The 22,281-nt window shown below is 38.1% G+C and carries 27 protein-coding genes; 11 read left to right on the top strand and 16 right to left on the bottom strand.

Annotation, left to right across the window (positions count from 1 at the left end; genetic code table 11):
* Positions 1 to 19: 19 nt before the first annotated feature.
* Both purF and AC4CUY_RS12380 read left to right on the top strand, forming a co-directional pair.
* Positions 20 to 1,564, top strand: a complete 1,545-nt coding sequence (gene purF, locus AC4CUY_RS12385; protein ID WP_336954248.1) for an amidophosphoribosyltransferase — start codon at positions 20 to 22, stop codon at positions 1,562 to 1,564.
* An 85-nt stretch (positions 1,565 to 1,649) separates the two neighbouring features.
* Positions 1,650 to 3,542 (top strand): M48 family metalloprotease, encoded by a 1,893-nt coding sequence (locus AC4CUY_RS12380; RefSeq protein ID WP_490774195.1) that lies wholly within the window; start codon positions 1,650 to 1,652, stop codon positions 3,540 to 3,542.
* A gap of 110 nt (positions 3,543 to 3,652) precedes the next feature.
* Here AC4CUY_RS12380 and bioB read toward each other — a convergent pair whose 3' ends face one another.
* Together bioB and queG are read right to left on the bottom strand one after the other, a co-directional pair.
* Positions 3,653 to 4,642 carry a biotin synthase BioB gene (bioB, locus tag AC4CUY_RS12375; protein WP_336954246.1) on the bottom strand — a complete coding sequence of 330 codons (990 nt, stop codon included), beginning with the start codon at positions 4,640 to 4,642 and terminating at the stop codon, positions 3,653 to 3,655.
* Between the two features lie 305 nt (positions 4,643 to 4,947).
* Positions 4,948 to 6,042: a tRNA epoxyqueuosine(34) reductase QueG gene (queG, locus tag AC4CUY_RS12370; RefSeq protein WP_419359587.1), complete on the bottom strand. Its 1,095-nt coding sequence runs from the start codon at positions 6,040 to 6,042 to the stop codon at positions 4,948 to 4,950.
* A 46-nt stretch (positions 6,043 to 6,088) separates the two neighbouring features.
* On the opposite strand from queG, the gene AC4CUY_RS12365 reads away from it, so the two are divergent.
* The 4 genes from AC4CUY_RS12365 to AC4CUY_RS12350 are packed head-to-tail and all read left to right on the top strand — an operon-like array spanning position 6,089 to position 9,113.
* Entirely contained in the window at positions 6,089 to 7,564 is a 1,476-nt protein-coding gene (locus AC4CUY_RS12365) for an NAD(P)H-hydrate dehydratase (RefSeq protein ID WP_490774666.1), read from the top strand.
* A 7-nt stretch (positions 7,565 to 7,571) separates the two neighbouring features.
* Positions 7,572 to 7,844, top strand: a complete 273-nt coding sequence (locus AC4CUY_RS12360; protein WP_336954241.1) for an acylphosphatase — start codon at positions 7,572 to 7,574, stop codon at positions 7,842 to 7,844.
* 50 nt (positions 7,845 to 7,894) lie between these two features.
* Positions 7,895 to 8,779 carry a hypothetical protein gene (locus tag AC4CUY_RS12355; protein WP_490774194.1) on the top strand — a complete coding sequence of 295 codons (885 nt, stop codon included), beginning with the start codon at positions 7,895 to 7,897 and terminating at the stop codon, positions 8,777 to 8,779.
* On the top strand, positions 8,772 to 9,113 hold the full coding sequence (locus AC4CUY_RS12350; RefSeq protein WP_336954238.1) for a hypothetical protein: 342 nt from the start codon (positions 8,772 to 8,774) through the stop codon (positions 9,111 to 9,113). Before AC4CUY_RS12355 ends, AC4CUY_RS12350 begins: the two co-directional genes overlap by 8 nt.
* Positions 9,114 to 9,223: 110 nt before the next feature.
* Here the strand turns inward: AC4CUY_RS12350 and ruvC are convergent, their stop codons facing one another.
* Positions 9,224 to 9,769, bottom strand: a complete 546-nt coding sequence (ruvC, locus tag AC4CUY_RS12345; RefSeq protein WP_336954237.1) for a crossover junction endodeoxyribonuclease RuvC — start codon at positions 9,767 to 9,769, stop codon at positions 9,224 to 9,226.
* Positions 9,770 to 10,080: 311 nt separating this feature from the next.
* Between ruvC and AC4CUY_RS12340 the strand changes: the two genes are divergently transcribed.
* Together AC4CUY_RS12340 and AC4CUY_RS12335 are read left to right on the top strand one after the other, a co-directional pair.
* Positions 10,081 to 10,647, top strand: a complete 567-nt coding sequence (locus tag AC4CUY_RS12340; RefSeq protein WP_336954236.1) for an FxsA family protein — start codon at positions 10,081 to 10,083, stop codon at positions 10,645 to 10,647.
* A gap of 475 nt (positions 10,648 to 11,122) precedes the next feature.
* On the top strand, positions 11,123 to 11,752 hold the full coding sequence (locus AC4CUY_RS12335; protein WP_166782296.1) for a LysE family transporter: 630 nt from the start codon (positions 11,123 to 11,125) through the stop codon (positions 11,750 to 11,752).
* Here the strand turns inward: AC4CUY_RS12335 and AC4CUY_RS12330 are convergent.
* Positions 11,749 to 11,937: a hypothetical protein gene (locus AC4CUY_RS12330; protein ID WP_336954290.1), complete on the bottom strand. Its 189-nt coding sequence runs from the start codon at positions 11,935 to 11,937 to the stop codon at positions 11,749 to 11,751. The two genes, AC4CUY_RS12335 and AC4CUY_RS12330, sit on opposite strands and share 4 nt — an antisense overlap.
* Before the next feature lie 294 nt (positions 11,938 to 12,231).
* On the opposite strand from AC4CUY_RS12330, the gene AC4CUY_RS12325 reads away from it, so the two are divergent.
* Positions 12,232 to 12,483: a hypothetical protein gene (locus tag AC4CUY_RS12325; protein ID WP_336954235.1), complete on the top strand. Its 252-nt coding sequence runs from the start codon at positions 12,232 to 12,234 to the stop codon at positions 12,481 to 12,483.
* Between the two features lie 258 nt (positions 12,484 to 12,741).
* Here the strand turns inward: AC4CUY_RS12325 and metK are convergent, their stop codons facing one another.
* Positions 12,742 to 13,908, bottom strand: coding sequence for a methionine adenosyltransferase (gene metK, locus AC4CUY_RS12320; protein WP_004719464.1), 1,167 nt, complete (start codon positions 13,906 to 13,908; stop codon positions 12,742 to 12,744).
* A gap of 569 nt (positions 13,909 to 14,477) precedes the next feature.
* Here metK and tkt point away from each other — a divergent pair.
* Both tkt and AC4CUY_RS12310 read left to right on the top strand, forming a co-directional pair.
* Positions 14,478 to 16,466 (top strand): transketolase, encoded by a 1,989-nt coding sequence (tkt, locus tag AC4CUY_RS12315; RefSeq protein ID WP_490774193.1) that lies wholly within the window; start codon positions 14,478 to 14,480, stop codon positions 16,464 to 16,466.
* A 171-nt stretch (positions 16,467 to 16,637) separates the two neighbouring features.
* Complete coding sequence (locus tag AC4CUY_RS12310; protein ID WP_490774192.1) at positions 16,638 to 17,588, top strand: tyrosine-type recombinase/integrase; 951 nt, start codon at positions 16,638 to 16,640, stop codon at positions 17,586 to 17,588.
* Here AC4CUY_RS12310 and AC4CUY_RS12305 read toward each other — a convergent pair.
* From AC4CUY_RS12305 to AC4CUY_RS12255, 11 genes are read right to left on the bottom strand one after another with little or no spacing between them, the layout of a single operon-like run.
* Positions 17,563 to 17,814, bottom strand: a complete 252-nt coding sequence (locus AC4CUY_RS12305; protein WP_314341034.1) for a hypothetical protein — start codon at positions 17,812 to 17,814, stop codon at positions 17,563 to 17,565. The genes AC4CUY_RS12310 and AC4CUY_RS12305 overlap by 26 nt on opposite strands.
* Positions 17,811 to 18,098, bottom strand: a complete 288-nt coding sequence (locus AC4CUY_RS12300; RefSeq protein ID WP_419259040.1) for a hypothetical protein — start codon at positions 18,096 to 18,098, stop codon at positions 17,811 to 17,813. The genes AC4CUY_RS12305 and AC4CUY_RS12300 overlap by 4 nt, the downstream gene beginning before the upstream one ends.
* A gap of 2 nt (positions 18,099 to 18,100) precedes the next feature.
* Complete coding sequence (locus tag AC4CUY_RS12295) at positions 18,101 to 18,913, bottom strand: ORF6N domain-containing protein (protein WP_490774191.1); 813 nt, start codon at positions 18,911 to 18,913, stop codon at positions 18,101 to 18,103.
* A 10-nt stretch (positions 18,914 to 18,923) separates the two neighbouring features.
* Complete coding sequence (locus AC4CUY_RS12290; RefSeq protein ID WP_490774190.1) at positions 18,924 to 19,499, bottom strand: hypothetical protein; 576 nt, start codon at positions 19,497 to 19,499, stop codon at positions 18,924 to 18,926.
* 13 nt (positions 19,500 to 19,512) lie between these two features.
* Entirely contained in the window at positions 19,513 to 20,061 is a 549-nt protein-coding gene (locus AC4CUY_RS12285; RefSeq protein ID WP_490774189.1) for a hypothetical protein, read from the bottom strand.
* Entirely contained in the window at positions 20,051 to 20,407 is a 357-nt protein-coding gene (locus tag AC4CUY_RS12280) for a hypothetical protein (RefSeq protein ID WP_490774188.1), read from the bottom strand. Before AC4CUY_RS12280 ends, AC4CUY_RS12285 begins: the two co-directional genes overlap by 11 nt.
* Entirely contained in the window at positions 20,407 to 20,988 is a 582-nt protein-coding gene (locus AC4CUY_RS12275) for a hypothetical protein (protein WP_490774187.1), read from the bottom strand. The genes AC4CUY_RS12280 and AC4CUY_RS12275 overlap by 1 nt, the downstream gene beginning before the upstream one ends.
* Entirely contained in the window at positions 20,985 to 21,218 is a 234-nt protein-coding gene (locus AC4CUY_RS12270) for a hypothetical protein (RefSeq protein ID WP_419318441.1), read from the bottom strand. The genes AC4CUY_RS12275 and AC4CUY_RS12270 overlap by 4 nt, the downstream gene beginning before the upstream one ends.
* Positions 21,211 to 21,453, bottom strand: a complete 243-nt coding sequence (locus tag AC4CUY_RS12265; protein WP_490774186.1) for a hypothetical protein — start codon at positions 21,451 to 21,453, stop codon at positions 21,211 to 21,213. Before AC4CUY_RS12265 ends, AC4CUY_RS12270 begins: the two co-directional genes overlap by 8 nt.
* A complete protein-coding gene (locus tag AC4CUY_RS12260; RefSeq protein WP_490774185.1) occupies positions 21,450 to 21,743 on the bottom strand; it encodes a hypothetical protein in 294 nt (97 codons plus the stop codon). The genes AC4CUY_RS12265 and AC4CUY_RS12260 overlap by 4 nt, the downstream gene beginning before the upstream one ends.
* Positions 21,736 to 22,215, bottom strand: coding sequence for a hypothetical protein (locus AC4CUY_RS12255; protein ID WP_490774184.1), 480 nt, complete (start codon positions 22,213 to 22,215; stop codon positions 21,736 to 21,738). The genes AC4CUY_RS12260 and AC4CUY_RS12255 overlap by 8 nt, the downstream gene beginning before the upstream one ends.
* Positions 22,216 to 22,281: the final 66 nt, after the last annotated feature.

Raw genomic sequence — 22,281 nt, 5'->3', positions numbered from 1 at the left:
GCTGGTCTGCGAGGTAGTTATGTGTGGAGTCGTTGGTATAGCAGGTAAAGCACCTGTAAACCAAATGTTATTTGATGCGTTGACGATGTTACAACATCGTGGGCAAGATGCGGCTGGGATTGTGACTTGTCATAATGGACGTCTTTTTCTAAGAAAAGATAATGGTATGGTACGTGATGTATTTCATACTCGCCACATGCGTGCGTTACTCGGTAACTATGGTATTGGTCACGTGCGTTATCCAACTGCTGGTTCTTCAAGTAGTGCAGAAGCGCAGCCTTTCTATGTAAACTCACCGTATGGGATTACTTTGGCTCATAATGGTAACTTAACCAATGCAGCTGATATTCACGATGACTTATTCAAAACTGACTTACGTCATATGAATACGGACTCGGACTCAGAAGTATTGTTAAACGTTTTTGCTCATGAATTGCAAAAATGTGCATCATTAACGCCAATGCCTGATGATATTTTTCATACGGTTAAACGTGTGCATGAGCGTTGTAAAGGTGCTTATGGCGTCGTTGCAATGATCACAGGGCATGGCATTGTTGGTTTTCGTGATCCGAATGGTATTCGTCCACTTATTTATGGTTCACGTTTAACTGAAAATGGTGAAACAGAATATATCATCGCATCGGAATCTGTTGCAATAACAGCATTAGGATTTAAGGTAGAGCGTGATATTGAGCCTGGTGAAGCGATCTTTATCAATTCAAAAGGTGAATTCTTTTCACAACAGTGTGCTGCAAATTCGCGCTACCGCCCATGTATTTTTGAATACGTTTATTTTGCGCGTCCAGACGCAATAATTGATGGTATTTCGGTATATAAAGCACGTTTGAAAATGGGTGAAACCCTTGCGAAGAAAATTCTTCATGAATGGGGTGATATGCATGACATCGACGTGGTGATTCCAATTCCAGATACAAGTCGTACTTCTGCTTTAGAGTTGGCGAATATGCTGGGTGTGAAATTCCGTGAAGGTTTCATGAAAAACCGTTATATTGGCCGTACCTTTATTATGCCGGGCCAACAACAACGTACCAAATCCGTACGTCAAAAACTCAACCCTGTAGAGCTTGAGTTTAAAGGTAAGAACGTTTTGTTAGTTGATGATTCGATTGTACGTGGTACGACTTGTAATGAAATCATTCAAATGGCACGTGATGCTGGTGCAAAAAAAGTCTATTTTGCCTCTGCTGCACCTATGGTGAAATATCCAAATGTGTATGGTATTGATATGCCAGCAAAAGCAGAATTGATTGCTTCACATCGTAGTGTCGAAGAAATACAGGGAATCATTGGCGCCGATCGTTTAATCTTTCAAGACTTGGATGATCTAAAAGCTGCAGTAAGAACCAGTAAGGTTCCTGTAGTGCAAGAGTTTGATTGTTCAGTGTTTGATGGTGTTTATGTGACAGGTGATATTGATGAACAATATTTAACTGATCTGGAGCAAAGTCGTAGTGATACTGCTAAAAAAGAGAAAGATGGTTATATTGATGTCAATATCGATGCTGCATCTGTTGATTTGAGTGGTATCAAAGAAGAAATGTAATCAACTTTGATTTACATTGAGAAAAAGCGGGAAGTTCCCGCTTTTTTCATTTATAGTATTTTGCAATGTAATGAGGAATTTTACATTGAAAGATGTCAGTCATTATTTGATAAAAAACAAAAATATGTTGTGGTCTGCAAGTATTTGTTTACTTGCGGTCATTTTGACGATTTTTATTCTAAATACTGTTTTAGGGTTGCTGGTTCACTATGCAGACCCAGATCAAGAGATTTGGTGGAATATTCTCAGCCCATACTGTGTAGGCTTGATCATTGTCATTATTGGATGGTCAATCGCATATGAATTTTATGTCTTCCGTACAGGTGGTCATTCACTTGCAAAGCAATTAAAAGCCCGTCGTTTAAGTCAAATTGAAAGCACACCTGAAGAAAGTGTAGCATTAAAACTAGCAGATAAATTTGCGGAGACTTTTGAAATTGATGCACCTACATTATATGTTTTGCCAGATGAAGTTGGGGTTAATGCATTAACTGCTGGATTCCATCCAAGAGATACAGTGATTATCCTGACTTGGGGTGCATTACAGAACTTGGATGAATTAGAACTTTATGGTTTGCTCGGTCATGAGTTTAATCAAATTTTGTCAGGTGAAGCACGTGAAAATACCCGACTTAAAATTTTATATAGTGGTTTAATTACCTTTAGCCAGTTGGGAAGTAAAATCGCAAAACAGGGTTTTAATCGTTATAACGCCAAGGGAAATCAGCATAAATTTGAAACCAGTTTTGTTGCTGTTGGTGGCGTGATTTGGCTGTTAGGTAGTATGGGGATTTTAATTAATCGTTTGATTAAATATTTCACTTTAGGGGGGCGTACTTTTTATAACGATTATAAAACTAAAAAGTTATTGTTAAATAATGCCAATGTAGAAACGTTATTACGGATCTATGTGCATCACGCAGGTTCTCAAATTCATAGTGAGTTTTCAGAAGCCATTGCGCATATGTGTTTTGCTAATTCATTAAGTCCGCAAAGTTGGTTAAATATCCATCCAAGTATTGAAGACCGTATTTATGAGTTAAATCCAACACTATTACAGGATTTACAGCTCGAAAATTTAAAAAAATTACGCAGTCAGCCTTTATTTAGTTTGTTGCGACCTTTGGAAGAATCAACAGGGGATGTTTATAACCCGTGGGTATCTCCACAGCCGCTACCTCTGTTACGATTATCGCCGATTAGTTTTGCTTTAAACGATGCAATTAAGCCTTTAAATCCAGAAGTACGCCGTCAAATTGAGCGTTCTGACTTGATTCAGCGCGCTATGCAAACAGCAACGGGTTCTCGTGAGGTGATGGTCGCCATCTTAATGATTCGACAGTATCGCGAATTTATTCCATCTGATGCAGAGGTGAGTCGTGCAATTATTGACTCACTTTTGAATTTAGATGGTCGGGTGCATATTCAAATTTTCCATGATGCCTGTGAAAATCTTGGTAATATGCCTGCGACCAGTGCACGTCAATTTGTGACCAAGCTAGCGAAAATTATTCAAGAAGATGGCGAGATTGGTTTGTTAGATGCATTGCTGATTGAACGTGTAAAGGCTGAATTGCATTTGCTGCCGATGCATACACCCTCATCATTGGAAACGGTGAAGCCGCAAATTGTGCGCTTGATTGATGCATTACTGCACGTACAGCAAATTAACAGTGCCAATCAGCTTGATGTACGTTATGAGATTTTAGAACGGGTTTTGTCTAAGGATGAGTTAGAACTGTTTGAGGAAATCTCAGATGAACCTATTGATTTGGGAGAAATCTTAAATGATATTGCAGGGTTATTATTACGTGATCGCCTAAGTATTTTGGGCGTGGCTGAAATTTGTTTGTGGAATGATCGAATTATTACGCAAGATGAACTAGATGTACTGCAATTGCTGTATTGGCGACTTGGCTTTGCCACAGATGATATCGTAGATCAAATGCAGAAAAAGAATAGTGTGATGATTATTTAACAAATGTAAAGTAAGTTGTAGTGACGTAATCATAGAAAGTATAATAAAAAGAATCAAATGGGAAACGCGAACACCCCTTTTTTCTGAAGTGGTGTTCACGAAACTTTGAATTAACTCGCCATGGCATCGACAGAAAGCTCAGCCACTGTTGGTTTGGCTTTTTCTGCTTTTAAACCTAACTTATTAAACAGTTGTTTGTCTTTACCTTCGCCTGCATTCGGTGTGGTTAATAATTTTTCACCACTAAATAGCGAGTTTGCACCTGCCATAAAGGCTAAAGCTTGATCTGAGTCAGTGAGAGATTCACGGCCAGCAGAAAGACGGATATAGCTGTGTGGCATGATAATACGCGCAACCGCAATAGTACGAATCCATTCTGTGACATCAAGTTTTTCAACATCTGCAAGTGGCGTACCTTCAATTGGGACAAGCATGTTGATCGGTACAGATTCAGGATGAACAGGCAAGGTTGCTAATTCATGTAATAATCCAATACGATCATTACGATTTTCACCCAGTCCAACAATACCGCCACTACAGACTTTCATACCTGCATTACGAACATGATCCAAGGTGTCTAAGCGATCATCAAAAGTACGGGTGCTGATAATATGTGAATAGTATTCACGAGACGTATCTAAGTTATGGTTGTAATAATCTAAGCCTGCTGCATGTAAACGTTCAGCTTGTGATTGGTTAAGCATACCCAGTGTCATGCAGGTTTCTAAACCTAAGGCTTTAACTTCACGCACCATTTCGAGGACATAAGGCATATCACGCTCATGTGGGTTTCGCCATGCTGCACCCATACAAAAACGCGAAGAACCTGATTCAATGGCTTCTTTTGCTTCACTGATTACTTTATCAACCGCAATACGTTTTTCAGCTTCTAATTTTGAATCATAGCGTGCAGATTGCGAACAATATTTGCAATCTTCAGGGCACTTACCAGTTTTAATTGAAAGTAAAGTACTGACTTGGATGGTATTGGCATCAAAGTGTTCACGATGAATTTGCTGTGCTTTGAAAACTAAGTCTAAAAAAGGCTGTTCATATAAAGCTTGAATTTCTTCACGAGCCCAGTCATTACGTACTGTCATTAATTAAATCCATGATAATCATTATCTATCCCTGTATATAATACATAATTCATGCCAATTCTATAGGGCAAAAAAGTACAAATATGATGGTATCTTACGATTAAAATGATCAAGAGTATAGAGAACTAAAATTATAAATATAGTTGCAAAGTTAATCACATTTCTTGTGATTTACTCACAAAATTTTAACTTTAATTTTTGTTAACTTCAGTGTATTGGTTATTAAAATATTCAAAAATTACGAACTTTGTAACGATCTGAAAATTATAATTTGGCACAAATTAAGGGCATAAATGAGCTTGAATTTAGCCTTGTTTAGAGCTTTGCTCTTTAATAGCCCAATCAATATGGACTTGCACAACTTCATCATGTAGGGCTCTATTTTGGGTCAAAGCTGTAATAATTTGGGCTGAATACGGTGCATTACCTAAGCCGATTGCAATATTGCGCATAAAGCTTTGAAAGCCTGTACGTCGGATGGGACTTCCTTCAGTACAGTTGAGGAAGGTTTGCTCATCCCATTGCCATAAATCTAATAAATTAATATTGTCTAAGCCATAACGTGGATTAAAGTCTTCAATTGAGGCTTTTTTGGCAAAACTGTTCCAAGGACAAATCAGTTGACAATCGTCACAGCCAAAAACACGGTTACCAATATCACGTCTTAACTCTTCAGGAATAATTCCCTTATATTCGATGGTTAAATAGGCGATACATCTACGCGCATCCAGCATATATGGCTCAACGATCGCTTGTGTTGGGCAAATATCGATACAGGCTGAACATGAACCACAATGAGGCGTTGACGGTTCATCAAAGGGTAAATCAAGTGAAGTAAATAATTCACCTAAAACAAAAAAGGAACCCGATTTTTTATGAATCAATAAAGTATGTTTACCCGTCCATCCCATTCCTGCACTTTCTGCCAGTGATTTTTCAAATACTGGTGCCGAGTCCGCAAAGGGGCGAGATTCAAACGGACCAACTTTTTCTTTAATGAGGGTTGCCAAGGTTTTTAACCGACCACGCATGATTTTATGATAGTCACGTCCACGTGCATAACGGGCAATAATGGCTGAATTGGGTTCATCTGGGACATAACGTGGTTTTGGTGTTTCAACCAAATAGTTCATTCGTACACAGATGATACTTTTCGTGCCTGGAACCAGTAGTGTGGGATCCGCTCTTTTTTCTAAATTTTCTTCTAAAAACTTCATATCGCCATGGTATCCGCGTTTTAAATATTCTTTAAATCGTGGTAATTCAGCTTGAGCATCAGGACGAGCAATGACACAATCAGCAAAGCCCAGTTGCAAAGCCTGTTGTTTGATCCAAGACTTTAGTTCTTGAAGATCAAGCTGTTGCAAGGGAATGGATTGCGAAGTTAAAGTTGCCGACATAATGAATCAATGCGCTATAAAATAGTGAGAAGAAAAGGACAGAATGATGCATCAGCAAGTTTATCACAGCCGTGAAATACAAGCATGGGAAGCGCGTTGGTTTGCTCAGCAAAATAGCACTTTTGGTTTAATGCAACAGGTGGCTTGGTCGATTGCGCAACACTTAAATATTTTGTTTCAACAAGCTTCTCCCCCAATTACTACTGTTGCGCTGTGGTGCGGTGCGGGAAATAATGCTGGTGATGGCTATTGTGTTGCTCATTATTTGCATCAATACGGTTATCAAGTCGAAATATTTGCAACTGAAGCAGGGCATTCTCAGCAGTTGAAGGCGGCAATTGAATTAGCACAGGCAGATCAACTCAAAATCCATCCACATTTTAATATCCAAAAGCGGTTTGATTGTCATATTGATGCATTGTTTGGTATTGGTTTAAATCGTGATTTGGATGATGCATTGCAATCGATTATTCAACACTATAATACCCAATCAGGTTTAAAAGTAGCCATTGATATTCCGAGCGGTTTAAGTGCCAATACAGGACAACCTTTACCTGTGGCGGTAAAAGCAGATCAAACATTGACTGTTTTAGGCCTTAAAGCGGGTTTGTTTACAGGACAAGGTCGAGAATATACGGGGCAAATTGAGCTCATTTCAGTCGTCCCAGTAGACTCGCAATTAAAAGCAGTCGCACAGTTGTCACCCAAACAGATCCAATTGCCACAACGCCAAGCGTTTGGTCATAAAGGCTGCTATGGGCATGTTTTGGTAGTTGGTGGGCATGCAGAGATGGGGGGAGCAGTCATGTTAGCTGCTGAATCTGCATTTAGTGCGGGTGCAGGAAAAGTCACGATTGTATGCCATGCCAAACATCACACTGCAATTCTGGCACGCTCTCCTAATATCATGCTGAGAGATATCAATGCTTTAAATGATTTAGATATTCAAGATTTATTAAGCCATGTGGATGCTGTTAGTTTTGGCATGGGTTTAGGACGTGATGCTTGGGCAAAACAACAATTTTCAAAATGGTTTTCACCTATTCAATTAAACCCACAGCTACAAGTGGTTTTAGATGCTGATGCTTTATGGTTTTTAGCTGAACAAGCTGTTCAAATCAATCAACGAACTTACCTGACCCCTCATCCTGGTGAGGCTGCTAAATTATTAAATTGCTCAGTGGCAGAAATTGAACATGATCGTATTGCTGCGATTCAAAAACTTCAGCAAAAATATTCAGGCCAGTGGGTACTTAAAGGTTCTGGAAGTTTGATTTTAGAAAAACATTTATGGATCTGTACTGCGGGGAATGCAGGCATGGGCACTGGTGGAATGGGGGATGTTCTTGCAGGAATGATTGCTAGTTTAAAAGCACAGTTTGATGAAAATATTCATTTACATGAAATTGTCACCTTGCATGCTTTGGCAGGTGATAGGCTCGCAAAAAACGGTATGCGCGGTTTACAGGCACAGCAAATGCGTGATGCTGTGTACTATGTGGTCAATCATTGTGAGGAGTGAGTTTGCGATGAAAGCGGTTAAATTGTTAATTCGTGGTAAAGTTCAAGCTGTAGGTTACCGTCGGTGGTTTGAAAAAGAAGCTTTACAATTGAATTTAAAAGGTTATGTGAAAAACCTAACTACAGGAGAGGTTGAAGCTGTTGTGATCGGAGATGAACAAGCGATTTTAAGTTTGATTCGTCATTGCTATGTTGGTCCGTTACGTGCTGAAGTGAGCAGTATTGAACAACAAAACCTTAATCATGGTTTAGACTATACTGATTTTAAGATGATTCGTTAAAGAGATTATTTAGAATAGCAACCACATACTGATATCAATCAATATTACATATGATGATCAACAAAATTTTATTAAGCTGTATTTTGATTTGCGGTATTCATACTGAGCTTGTCGCACAACAAGTAGATGCTGTGACAAATAAGAATAAGATTGCTTTAAAAAATTTGGACTTTAAAACTGTGATGAAGTCTTTTTATCAAAAACAGATCCAATATGTCAAAATCCCTCAATTAGATCAGAGTAACATACAGTATGTCGGGATTAAAAATCCCGAATATACCCATGTCTTTGATCGTGATGATGCTGTAATTGTATTTAGCCCTGCGAGTGCTTATCAAAATGCTCAAAATGAGTTGCGCTATCTTATAAGTACGACAGAAGTTTCGATAGATAAAAATAATGAACTACTAAACTTTTGTGGTGTATGCGCAACATTTACTAAAATCTACCTATTTAAGAAAAATGCTTTAGGTCAATTTGAGTTAGTGAGCCAGAGTCAGGATGAAAATAGTTGGATGAATGCAGATTTTAATTATTTGCCTTATCCGACTGAAAATATAGTTAAAAATATTCGAAAAATTGGTCCGAGAATAAAAGGCTATGTTGAAGAACAAGCCTATAGTCGACAAGGCTATTCAACGAGCACGCTCTATATCATCCCATTTGATGAAAACCCTGCAATGGTCAAATTGGAAGTTGCAGAAATTGGGAATGACAATGAAGTGACAGGAAGTGATAAAATCTACAATACACAAGCTGATTATCGTTTTTTAAGCACTGAGCATGAGGGTTTGTACGATATTGAAATTCACTATTCTGGTACGCAACAAATCTATGTTGGTGATATCGCTAAAATTGTGCCTATAAATGAAACCCATGTTTATCAGTATAATGAAAAACAGCAGAAGTATATTCGAGTGAAATTACATGATTGATAAATATTTAGTTGTTGGAATTGTATTTGCTGCGTGTTTGGTATTGATTATTTATACCCAACTCGATAGTGGAAAAAAAGAAGATAAGTCTTTGTCATTTAAAGCAAAGTTGCAAAAAGAATTTCCAAGTTATACCATTCTTGAACGGAATCAAAATTTCATAATATGTCGAGAAGGGAGTAATCCACGTATCCCTGAAGAGTTGGTGTTGATTCGTGTTGATTCTGAACAGAAGAAAAATTTAAGAACTTCTGGAAAAATGTTAATTGCAACCTATACGAAGCAGCCCAGTATTCGTGAGATTCGAAAAGATACTTTGCCTTATTTAACTTGAGATGGGCTGTACCATCTCAATAAATAAAAACGCTTTGAATTCACCTTTATGACTGATATAGCTTGGGCTTAGACATGGGTAGAGCGAGGCGTTTTGGTGGAGTATATAAATTAACGTCGACGACTACTATTGCGACTCCGCCCACGAGCCATACCGCCTAAAGCATTCAGTACAGCTAGTTTGCTCATACTGCCAGAAGCATGGGCATGGCAAATTGCTGCAGCGAGTGCATCGGCAGCATCTTGTTGGGGTTGGATTGATAAGTTGAGTAACTTCATCACCATCAACTGAACTTGTTCTTTGTCTGCAGCACCATAGCCCACAACAGATTGTTTAATTTGACGAGCTGTATATTCTGCAACTTGTAAGTCTAAATTGACCAATGCGGCAATTGCAGCACCACGCGCTTGCCCAAGTTTTAAAGCAGAATCAGGGTTTTGTGCCATAAATACTTGCTCTACAGCAGCTTCTGTAGGGCCATGAAACTGAACAATGCGTTCAACTCCAGCAAAAATTCGTTTGAGTCGCTCAGGCATTTCAGTTGTTTCAGTGCGAATTGTACCAGCATCAACAAAAGTAAGTTTTTGACCATCTTTTTCAATGATGCCATAACCTGTTAAGCGTGAACCGGGGTCAATTCCAATAATTAAAGGCATAATACTGCTTATCGTAAGTCTTGCTTCAATTATATGATTCTAAAAATGAATTGTAAGTAAAATTTTCACTAAGTTGTATAATCAAAGTACACATCAGTATTATTTCCTATAAGCACAGTGCGAGGGTGCTCATTATTTGTAAAACCTTAGTCAATAAATTGCACAAATATACAAAATCGCTGTTAGAACACAAAATTACCCTTTAAAATTTTTTAACTGCCCATATAAATGATAGAAGCAACGAAATTCATTGTTTTTATATGTGAATTTTCAAGCTCACTTTTAATTTATCTTTGAGATGCCTTGTTTCGATGAAACTTTTTCCTATTATTTTAATTGGTACGATTCTTGAAATTGCTGTATGGATTGGTGTAGCCCAGTTCATTAGCGGTTGGTACGTATTTTTCTGGTTTATCATTGCTTTTGTAATTGGTTTAAACTTATTGCGCTCAAGTACCGCAACAATTATGCCGCAATTACAACAAATGCAAATGACAGGAATGATGGGGAATGATCCTGCAATTGCCAAAAAAATGGCGACAGCATTTGCGGGTATTTTGTTGATGATTCCAGGTTTAATCACCGATGTCTTGGCGCTACTGGTTATTCTTCCACCTGTACAGAATGCAATTAAAAATGCAGGTATGAAATATATGGCGAAAAAGCAACAAGCCATGATGAACAATATGATGGGTGGAATGGGGGACATGGGTGGTGCTCAAGGTCAAAACCCATTTGCAGATTTGATGCGTCAAATGCAGGATATGCAAAACCAGCAATCTGGGCAACATCGTGATTCAACCATTATTGATGGTGAAGCGCATGAAGTTGAACCGCAGCATAAACAAATTGAATTGAAAGATATAAATAAAAAGTAAAATACAGTCTACGATGTTGAATAGAACGCCGAATCAATGATTCGGCTTTTTTATGCCTGAAATCATAGGGTCTGTGGACAATTCGTCTACGTTTGCGACTATGAGTTTTTTTAGGCGATACTAGGCACGCAATACGAAATTTAGTCATTCTAAATGATAAGAAACATCGTTTCGCAAGGTAACGACGTAGAGGCAAAAAACACGCTAGTCCCCGCTGCGCCTTGCGCTGCAAACAAAGCCGTGCTTTGTTCTTGCTCAGGGTTATGGCTAAAATTATCTCAGCCTTCGTTATGAAACTCGAAAATAGTCTCGCTATTCTCTTCATGCTTTACGACGTATACGTCTCATGCTCAATTTTAACCTACAACGCAAGCCATTTATGAAATGTCAACAAACCCTAAAGCAAGCATAATTTCTTAAACATATTTTTGATCAAACGATATAATCACTGAGTCACAATTTCTAAGATTTTATTATGTCGATGTTATTGACTATTTGTGCACTACACTTTGTTGCACAGTTGAGTCCTGGTCCAGATGTATTACTTGTCGCTAAAAGCTCAGCATCGACAACACGTGCCAATACTTTAAAAATCATTCTAGGCATCTCTGCCGGTGTGGTGGTATGGGTTGCTTTAACTTTGCTTGGTTTTACGGTTTTATTGGAACAATGGCCGTGGATTCAACAGGTCTTGATGCTGATCGGAGGCCTGTTCCTTGCCAAAATGGGCTATGCAATGTTGAGAGGCGGCATTGCAACACTTAAACAAAATACCAATTTAGATGGCGTGATCGAGCAGCCCCCTAAAAACTATTTTCTATTAGGGCTTTATACCAATTTAGCTAATCCTAAGATTGTGATTTATTTCAGTAGTGTTTTTTCATTGGCATTGAGTTCAACAGCAGGTGCAGATTTAAAACCGCAATTGGCAGTGATTATTCCCATTCAAACATTTTTAGTTTTCAGCCTATTGATGATGATCATGTCAATTCCTAAAATTAAGCGCATTTATCAAAAATCTGGAAGTTATATCGATATTGTTTCAGGAAGCTTTTTCTTATTATTTGCTATTTTCCTGTGGGTCGATGTTTTGAAAATGTTTTAATGGTCAGGATGTGGTTGAGATTTTAAAAGCTGTTCTTGTGACGGTTGATCATTGCGACTGTGGTTCGGATCTTGAGTGGTATACCGATGCGGATCTAAGGTTTTCATATTATTCTCAGATTGCGTGTATTTACGACTGCGATTTGCACGTTCTCTTAATCCGCCTTTTTTAATCAGCTGTACCAAAATAATCTCCAAAACAATTTCTTTCACTTCGTAGATTATAGCCTGAATCAGTGTGATACAGAATATTGAATGAATGATCCACAATTAGATAGTATTGATTTATAATCATTTATTTTTATTATGTAAATTTAAGTTGTTGAATTTATATAAGAATATATTGAAACAAATTTGTCTTGTCAAAAGATGCGAATCATGTACACTAAAAAAAGAAACAGATTTTTTGCATTACATATATGGATATAATTGTAGTGTAATAATTAAAAACAATAATAGTGCCTAAAAGGAGATCTGAATATGATTCTACAATATCATTGTGCTTGTTGTGATGAAGCGGTCAGTTCAACACAAAAAGTTTGTCCAAAATGTGGCTCTCAACATATTAAAAGCCCATATGGATTATGGACGTTTTGTCTGGTTGCTTGTTTGATTGCAGCAGTAACGTTTAAAGTGGGACATATTTATTTGCAAAATCACAATACAGAAACCCCAGCACAAGTTTCTTTATTGAGTGTGTTACAGCCAGATTCTAAATCAGATGGTCAATAATTCATGTACGTGTAGATGGTAGGTTTAATTGTATAAAGGTTTGATTTTTTAAAAAACAATAAAATTAGATCATGCTAATGATTAAAATAAACAAACCATTAGAGCTGTTTTAAGTTATAAATATCGATAGGATATTTAACATATAGAAATTCAGTGGTGTAGAGGAGGAAAAATTTTGAGGTATTCATCCCGATAACATTAATTCAATAAAAAAGCTCGCATTTGCGAGCTTTTTTAGATTTAGATCTTAGGCTAGAATTACAAATTTGCAGAAGCTTTAAGCGCTTCAACTTTATCTGTCTTTTCCCAAGTAAATGCAGTATCTGAACCTTCTCGACCAAAATGGCCATAAGCAGCGGTTTGCTTATACATTGGTTGAATCAAGTCAAGCATACGGGTGATACCGTATGGACGTAAGTCAAAATGCTCACGAACCAATTGGATAATCAATTCATCAGATACTTTACCGGTATTAAATGTGTTGATCGAAATGGAAGTCGGCTCAGCAACACCAATTGCATAAGACACTTGAATTTCACATTTATCCGCCAAACCTGCTGCAACAATATTTTTTGCAACATAACGGCCTGCATACGCTGCAGAACGGTCAACTTTTGATGGGTCTTTACCCGAGAAAGCACCGCCACCATGACGCGCCATACCACCGTAAGTATCTACAATGATTTTACGACCGGTTAAACCACAGTCTCCCACTGGACCACCAATCACAAATAACCCTGTTGGGTTGATGTGAAATTTAGTACCTGCATGGAACATTTCAGCAGGGATAATTTTTTTCACGATTTCTTCAATCACAGCTTCTTTAAGATTGGCTTGCGAAATTTCAGGATCATGCTGAGTTGAAAGAACAACTGCATCTAAGCGAACAGGTTTGCCATTTTCGTAGGCAAATGTTACTTGGCTCTTTGCATCTGGGCGTAACCACGGTAGTGCGCCATTACGACGTAATTCAGCTTGTTTTTCCATTAAGCGATGTGCATATGAAATCGGTGCTGGCATTAACACATCAGTTTCACGGCTTGCATAACCAAACATTAAACCTTGGTCACCTGCACCTTGGTCTTCTGGTTTCTGACGGTCTACACCTTGTGCAATTTCAGGTGATTGTTTACCCACCATGTTAATCACAGCACAAGTTGAACCATCAAAACCTAAATCGGTATGGTGATAGCCAATTCCATTTACGGTATTGCGGACAATAGTTTCAAAATCGACATTTGCAGTCGTTGTAATTTCACCTGCAAGAACGACTGCACCAGTTTTTACTAATGTTTCGCATGCAACCCTAGCGTATGGGTCTTCTTTTAAGATTGCATCCAAGATAGCGTCACTGATTTGGTCAGCCATTTTATCTGGATGGCCTTCGCTCACAGATTCCGAAGTAAAAACAGCATACTCGCGCATGAAAGTCCTATCACAGTAATTTATAAAGACGCAATATGTTACATCGACTTCAGCCTGAGGACTAGCATTACCTGACTAAAATGCATGAATTAAATTCATTTTCATGTGTTTTTAATTGATATGCTCATGAGTAAAATTGATAAAAGATTGCGATTGGGTATTGTTTCTGGGCAAATCACCAAAAGTGTGGCAGTTTGAATTCAAGTTATCATGATTTTTTATCGCGTGAAACGCTTTAGCGAGATCTTGTTCTATTGAATAATGATCAGCATGAAATTTTCAAAATTTAGACTGAATTGGATGGTGAAAGAATGTCCGAATGTAACTGCATCGCTTAAACATAATCAAATTTGATTTGCTTGATGTTGAGATGTTCGATGTGAATAAGAAAAAAGACCGTTTTTAACGTTGATTTAAGACTATTCAGTATATTTTTTAATTAATTTGCAACCTAAGCGGATAAATATAGACTTAAGTCTTTACCCTGATCGCTTTTTTTAAGACAATACATCCCAGTTTTTGAATTTTCTATTCATCTTCCTATATTTTAATTTATTGGACTCTGATTTATGACAACCCCGCTGAATGAACGTCGTATAGCTAACGCAATTCGTGTATTGGCTATGGATGCTGTGCAAAAAGCTAATTCTGGACATCCAGGTGCTCCAATGGGGATGGCAGATATCGCTGATGTCGTATGGCGTGAATTTTTAAACCATAATCCAAGCAACCCACAATGGGCAAACCGCGACCGTTTTGTATTGTCAAATGGTCATGGTTCAATGTTGCAATATGCTTTGCTTCATTTAACGGGTTATGATCTTTCTATTGAAGATATTAAACAATTCCGCCAGTTACATTCTAAAACTCCTGGTCACCCAGAATTAGGTTATGCACCAGGGATTGAAACGACAACAGGTCCACTTGGTCAAGGTGTTGCCAATGCTGTAGGTTTTGCACTTGCTGAGAAAACTTTAGCAGCACAATTTAATAAAGAAGATATTCAAGTTGTAGATCACTTCACTTACTGTTTCTTGGGTGATGGTTGCTTAATGGAAGGTATTTCCCATGAAGCATGTTCACTTGCTGGAACATTAGGTCTTGGAAAACTCGTTGTTTATTATGATGACAACGGTATTTCTATTGATGGTGAAGTAGAAGGCTGGTTCTCTGATGATACAGAAGAACGCTTTAAAGCTTATGGTTGGCAAGTACTTCGTGTAGACGGTCATGATGCAGATGCAATTCGAGCTGCAACAGTTGCTGCGCGTGCAGAAAGCTCGAAACCAACGTTGATTATCTGTAAAACGATTATTGGTTTAGGTTCGCCAAACAAACAAGGTAAAGAAGATTGCCACGGTGCGCCACTAGGTAATGATGAAATTACATTAACTCGTGAAGCATTGGGCTGGAAAGAAGAGCCGTTTGTTATTCCTGCCGATGTTTATACAGCTTGGGATGCAAAAGCAAAGGGTTCAGCCTCAGAAGCTGCTTGGAATGACGTTTTTGCAACCTATGCTGCAAAATACCCAACAGAAGCGGCTGAGTTAAAACGCCGTGTCAATGGTGACTTGCCAGCAGAATTTTTGGCACAAGCGGATGCTTATATTGCTGAAGTGAATGCAAAAGGTGAAACCATTGCAACACGTAAAGCAAGCCAAAATGCGATTCAAGCATTTGCCCCTTTCCTACCTGAAATCTTAGGTGGTTCTGCTGACTTGGCTGGTTCAAACCTTACACTTTGGAAAGGCGCGAAAGGGGTTGAGTCTGATCCTGCGGGTAACTATGTACATTATGGTGTGCGTGAGTTTGGTATGACTGCAATTGCCAATGGTGTAGCATTGCATGGTGGTTTCATTCCTTATGTAGCTACATTCCTTATGTTTATGGAATATGCTCGTAATGCAGTTCGTATGTCTGCATTGATGAAACAACGTGTGATCCATGTTTATACCCATGATTCGATTGGTCTAGGTGAAGACGGTCCAACACATCAACCTGTTGAGCAAATTGCATCTTTACGTGGTACACCAAATTTAAATACGTGGCGTCCATGCGACACAGTTGAAGCGTCTATTTCTTGGAAATCTGCTTTAACACGTAACGAAGGCCCTACAGCGTTAATTTTCTCTCGTCAAAACTTACCATTCCAAACACGTACTCAAGCTCAGATTGAGAATGTTGTGAAAGGTGGTTATGTATTGGCTGAAGAAAAAGGTGAATTAAAAGCGATCATCATTGCGACCGGTTCAGAAGTTTCATTGGCGATGGAAGCATATGCACAACTTGAGGGTGTGCGTGTGGTGTCTATGCCATGTGCGGAAGAATTTGTTAAGCAAGATGTTGCATATCGTGAAGCGGTATTACCATCAAATATCCGTGCACGTGTTGCAGTTGAAGCTGGACATGTAGATTACTGGTGGAAATTTGTAGGTTTAGACGGCAAAGTCATTGGTATGTCAACTTACGGTGAGTCTGCACCAGCCAAAGATTTGTTCCAATTCTTTGGTATTACCACTGAAGCAGTTGTTGGCGCTGTAAAAGAATTGACAGCTTAATTCTTACATTGTTTAAATATAAAACGCCCCAACAGGGGCGTTTTTTATTTGTATGTGTTAAAGTGTGATTTATTAAATTTATTAAAAACAGTGGTTTATAAATTGTTTTTCATTCTATTGAAATTGAATTACAATGAATTATTAATTCTAGTGTCACAAGAGTGCAACGAGATGGCGACTTTTCAGAAGAGAAATGGAAGGGTAACAGCAACAGTTAGAATAAAACCCCATCCACCTAAATCTAAAACTTTTGATACTGCGAGAGATGCAAAAGCTTGGGCAAAAGAACTTGAAGTCACTTTAAAAAATGAAAAGGTGCAAAATTTTGAACACATCGTTTTTAAAGATGCATTGATTGAATATCGAGAAAATGTATCTATAAATAAAAAAGGTGCATCCCAAGAAATCACTAGGATAAATTACATCCTTAAAAATATGGACTGCTCAAAAGCCTTAATAAATGTCGATAAAGAAATGCTTGTTAAATGGAGGGAGTTGCGCTTAAGAACTGTTAAGGGAGCAACTGTCCGCCGTGATCTAATCATGCTTCAAGGCTTCTTTGCATGGTGTATAGAAACTAAATTATGGTTGAGTGATAACCCACTGAAGGAAGTGTTACTACCAAAAGAATCAGAGCATAGAGAGCGTGTTATTGCTCTAGAAGAAATAGAAACCTTACTACCGCATTTAAATAATGAATTAAAGGCATTATTCATTCTTGCACTTGAAACTGGTATGCGTCTTTCGGAAATTTGCGGTCTTGAATGGAATCGTATTTTCTTGGACCAAAAGTATTTAAGATTAACAGCAACAAAAAATGGCAGACAAAGAGAAGTTCCATTGAGTGCTATCGCTTTAACAATTCTTGAAAATATTAGTGAAAATAAAACAGGGAAAGTTTTTAAATATTCACCGAATGAGGCTAGTCTGGCGTTTCATAATGCTCGATCAAAAGCAGGGTTAGAGGGTTTTACTTTTCATGATGCAAGACATACTGCGGCAACCCGAATTGCTCTAAAGTTGCCGCTGTTGGATCTATGTAAGATGTTTGGTTGGTCAAACCCTAAAAGGGCTATGGTTTACTACAATCCAACTGCTACCGAGATTGCATCGCGTCTTTAACCGCTTTGAGGGAGTATTTCCCTCTAACGCATTTCAATTTTGATTCTTCGGAAAGCTTCTTAAATAGATGTCTGGTCAATCCAGGTATCTTTTTACAAAGCTGATCAATATTTAGAAGCTCGTCATCTTTTTCCGCAAAAGCTTCAAGCACTGCCTTTCGGCAGACTCTGTCAAGCAGGGATTCAAGTTCGGATTCTTGCATGACTATCATTTTAGTTTCACTCATTCCACACCATCCAATGCTTCAAGAATATGAATTAATTGCTTTTCAATCTCAGCACCACTTTTAAGCCCTAGTCCATCCATGAGATCTAATGCTATATCTCTTGCACCATTGATACGACAGAACCACTCGAACTCCTGTTCTTCTAATTTTTCTGCGCTTTTCACCACCTTGCGGAGTTTTAAAGCAAGTTTGTGGCGTGGTTTTGGCTTAGCCTCAGAACCTTCTTTATCCAGCCCACGAGTTAATGAGGCAAGTTGACACATAAGTTTAGATGGCTGTTTCATGTTTATACTCCAAAGACTGAATTTAAGTTGATATTGAAAAGTGCGAGCCAAGCATCTCGGTGATATGAATTCACCTCTGAAAAACGCTGATCTTGCACAGTGGCTTTTTTAATTTCCAAACCATGCTCTCGGCTATATTTAGAAAGCTGGCGACCTTCTTTGTTTCCAAAGCTGGTTTTTAGTTTTGAGTTGATTGTTGCTACTGCTGCAAAGGTTGTGGATTCACCTAGTTTCTGCTTTAGGCTTTCACATTCACGTTTGAACTTGGATGCTGTGGCCATTGCGGTAGCTTCACGCCGTTCACCAATTTCAGCTTTGGTTGCAATAGCATGATCACGTTCTTTGGCAATAATTAGATTCTGCTCAACTTGATCCGCATAGGCACGTAATGCGCTAGGCAGGTTTTGAGGGATTGCTAATTCAAAGCCAGCCTGTGATTTGGTGGCAAAGTAACAATCTTCCAATTGCTCAAATACATTCCAAGCTTGATCGGTATCTAGTATTTTTGCATGACGTGAAGCGCCTTTTTCTGTCCAAAGAATTAGGGATCGAGTTTTACTAGATATTTCAGGATAATTTGCGAGTATCTTTAAGCTACTCGCAAAATCTTTTAATTCCTGTCCTGTAATTTTGAAGAAGTGCTTACCTTCGACAAAACGTTCATTATTACGATCATGGTTTTGGCGAATACGAACTGAGTCAGTTCCATAAAAATCCGCTAATTGTTCAGTGAGCATTACTGGCACAGAGTTGTATTCAATAATTGCGGTTTGTTTGTCTGCGATCTGGATTGCTGGTTTAACTAATGCGTTCATGCAATTCCCCTTATTGAATTTTATGCACTTCTGAGGAATCAACTAGATAAGCATTAGATCCGCTTAATCCTTCTTCCTCTTGCAACTTTTTAAGTTCATCCATATGTTTTAATATTTCTTCAACTGGAACACCCAAATTTGCAGCAATCTGTTCAGCTGTGAAAACTGGTGTGCCATCCGCTAGACATTCAGTGGGTTCAGGCAATAAGCCCATCTCACGTGCCATTTGATGTGCTTCATCCTTAAACCAATCAGGTGCAAGCAGCATTGCTTTTTGAAACTGCAGTCGCGCTTCATCTGAATTTTCTTCACCATTTTCATCTAGCATGGATTTGTATTTTTCCATTGCAGCAGTAAATTCAGGCGGAAAGGTTTTTCTTTCAGTCTTCGATATTTTTGCATTCTTAAACACTTCATTAAATGTTGGATTCATTGAAGCCAGACAACCCATTGCAAAAGTCTCAAGAATAGTTGGTTCTTGCTCCTGCTCAATTAGTTCAAAAAAATATTCAACAACATCATCAACTGAGGTCTCAATGCTATTTACGTTTTTACGAGTAACTTTCGGTTTAATAAATTCGTTCATTTTTCTTTTCCTATTAAATTCTGCAAGGCATCAAAATGCCGTGAACATCACTCGTGATTTCTACATATGCACTATGATTTTCAGTTGTTGGGTAGAAAGAAGGGAAAGCCTGTTTATAAACTTTTGCTACTTTCTGGAAAATGCTTAAGTAATCAAGATTAAACTTAGGGTAATGTTTAAATTGGATTTCAACAGGTTTAGGAATATCAACACGTTTAATATCAGGATATTTCCCCTCAATAAGCCTAAACATCTCAAAATTTCCGCCGTGGTTTAAGCACCAAAATTCATCATCAATCTGATGCAAAAGGGTGGTTTTGATTTTGCTTTTATTTCCAACTTTGCGAATTAGCGAATCGATTGCATCACCTGGTATGATTACATCCATACCAACTGAATCAGGTTCATTGCAAAGCAAAGCCATGTGTCCATTAGTGGCAGCTATAAAACCATCACCCACATAAACACCAGTAAGGTAAAAACGCACATCTGTTTTAGCTTTGCACAGTGCAGTAGCTTTAAGATTGTCGTACTGAAGCTCAATAGTTTTTTTAAATTCCATTACTTTGCTCCTGTGCTGCTATTACAAATGCCTCGTATAAGCTATGAGGTAGGTAATATTCACCTTCATGATGTTCATGAGCGTATTTGATCATTTCATCTGTTGGCTTTTTAGGCATTAAAACAAATCCATTGGGAATGGCTTGCTTTTTAGCTTCACACCACATTCGCCAGCCAACATTTATCCATTCGGTTGCAAATACTTCACCTTCAGTGCAGGTTGTTGATGGCTTGTATTTATTCTGATCAGCATAAAAAACTACATAATTTTCAATATCAGCTTTATCAAAAATTCTCTTAGAGATAAGCGCTGATTCAAATGCTTCACGTTCTTTTTGAATATCCATCACGCAACACTCCTTTCAACAATCGGCATAATCAAACCTTTAGCAAATGGATAATCATTGCCATAAAAATAAACATGAGCAGGGGTATCTACACCTGTTGGCTTTAAATATGTGTCGTCAGGATTGGTTGCACCCAATAGCTTGTTGATCTTCTGAAAATCAACCATATGGCGCCATTGAAAATGAGGTGATGCGCCTTTGTATTGCATTCCATCATCTTGAGGGATCATGTGGTGCCATTCAGTAGGGAATATAGATTCAACAGGGGTAAATACCTCTGGATCAATATCAATTACATTCAAAGCCAAACCATCGGAATGATGCACAACTTCAACAAAACAACTTGAGCGTGTTTTATCTAGTTTTTTCTCAAGGTTTTTAATTGCCTTGAGTGGGATAGTTAAAGGCTTTTTAAGTTTTGGTAATTCATCATATTTGCAGTAAAAAACACGTTCTGCATCTGTAGCTACAATATGGCCATCAATCAATGTGACACCATTTAAGTATTTACGTGGGTCATTTTTAGCCGAACAAATTGAAGCTGATTGCAATAATGCCCACGGCAAAATTAATCTTTTCATTCTGGAGCCCTCAAGTGTTCTAAAAATTCTGCATACAACTGCTTAGCAGGTTTATTGAATCCCCAGTTCGGAACGATTTTCACGTTCCGTGGGAAGCGTTTATTTACAACGTGGCATTGAAACTCAAAAGTTCCACATGGGCGAATAACGCCTTTATAGCCAATCTTGTGAAGCCACAAAACAAAAGCCAGTTGCTTAGTTTTGATTGGTAAGTTAGAAAGGTCAGTCATTGGAGTCACCTTCCAACTCTAATTTTTTTAATAAATTCCTTAGATTATCCAAGTTGCAGTTAGCTAATTGCTCTACGACCGCAAACGATCTAAAAGAACTTGTAAAATAAAGACCATCATTATCAACAAGCTCTTGAGTTGACCTGATTTGAGTGTAAAGATCCTCAAGTGTGTGATTTATATTTTTGCAACGCTCAATTTCATCTTTGATAACATCGTAAATATCTAATCTCATTTCAATGCTCCTTTGCTCAAAGCATCAATTTTCAATCCAATTTCTTCCAATTCCTGATCGTAATAATCACAGCGGTTTTGCATCGTAAAATGATTGAGATCAAGGAACGTTTCAAGGTTATTGAACGTGTAAGGATGTGCACCTTTTTTCACACATTCGTCTTTAATGTTCTTAACCTTGTGTTTAATATCCTCAAGAATATTAACGACCCAAACAAGGTCTTGACGAGCAACAACATTTGCAAATTGCAAATCGTCAATTGTGACGGTTTTTGAAAGAGATTTAGACATTTCCATTCTCCTTAACAATTGCTTTAAGGAAGTCTGGAATACTTTCTACAAGCTTAATAAGATCTTCACTAATAAGATAAATTCCACGTGCTAAAGCTGCTGCAAGGCGGTCTACCATTGTTGTTGCTGTCAGAGCATTCAAAGCAAAAGATAGATCATGAACAATGGTCACTATCGACTCAATATCTTCATTACCAAGCTCAGATTCACTCAACTCAGCAACAAACAGATCAACTTTGAGAAGTAGCAAGGACGCAATATTAATAAGGCTTAATCGGGTTGGTTTTCGTGCACCCTCAGAAAGATAAGCACAATCAGAAGAAAATAAGATTTCAATTTCTTTAAGTGTTGCTGAAAACGAAAGAGCTTTTAAAGGAATCTCTTGATCATCGTAACTTTCATCAAATTTCTTTGCGAGTAAAGCAAGTGAGTTTGAATCACGAACTTGACTAATATTGGTTTTTTGGTTCATAATAAATCACCAGTTATAACAATGCATCTCTGGAATTTTGGTAGGTAACAGAGAAAAGCATTAAGT

Source organism: Acinetobacter sp. 778_lipA, from assembly GCF_058242985.1.
The sequence above is the reverse complement of the archived record's forward strand: the minus strand, read 5'-3'. Positions and strand labels throughout refer to the sequence as shown.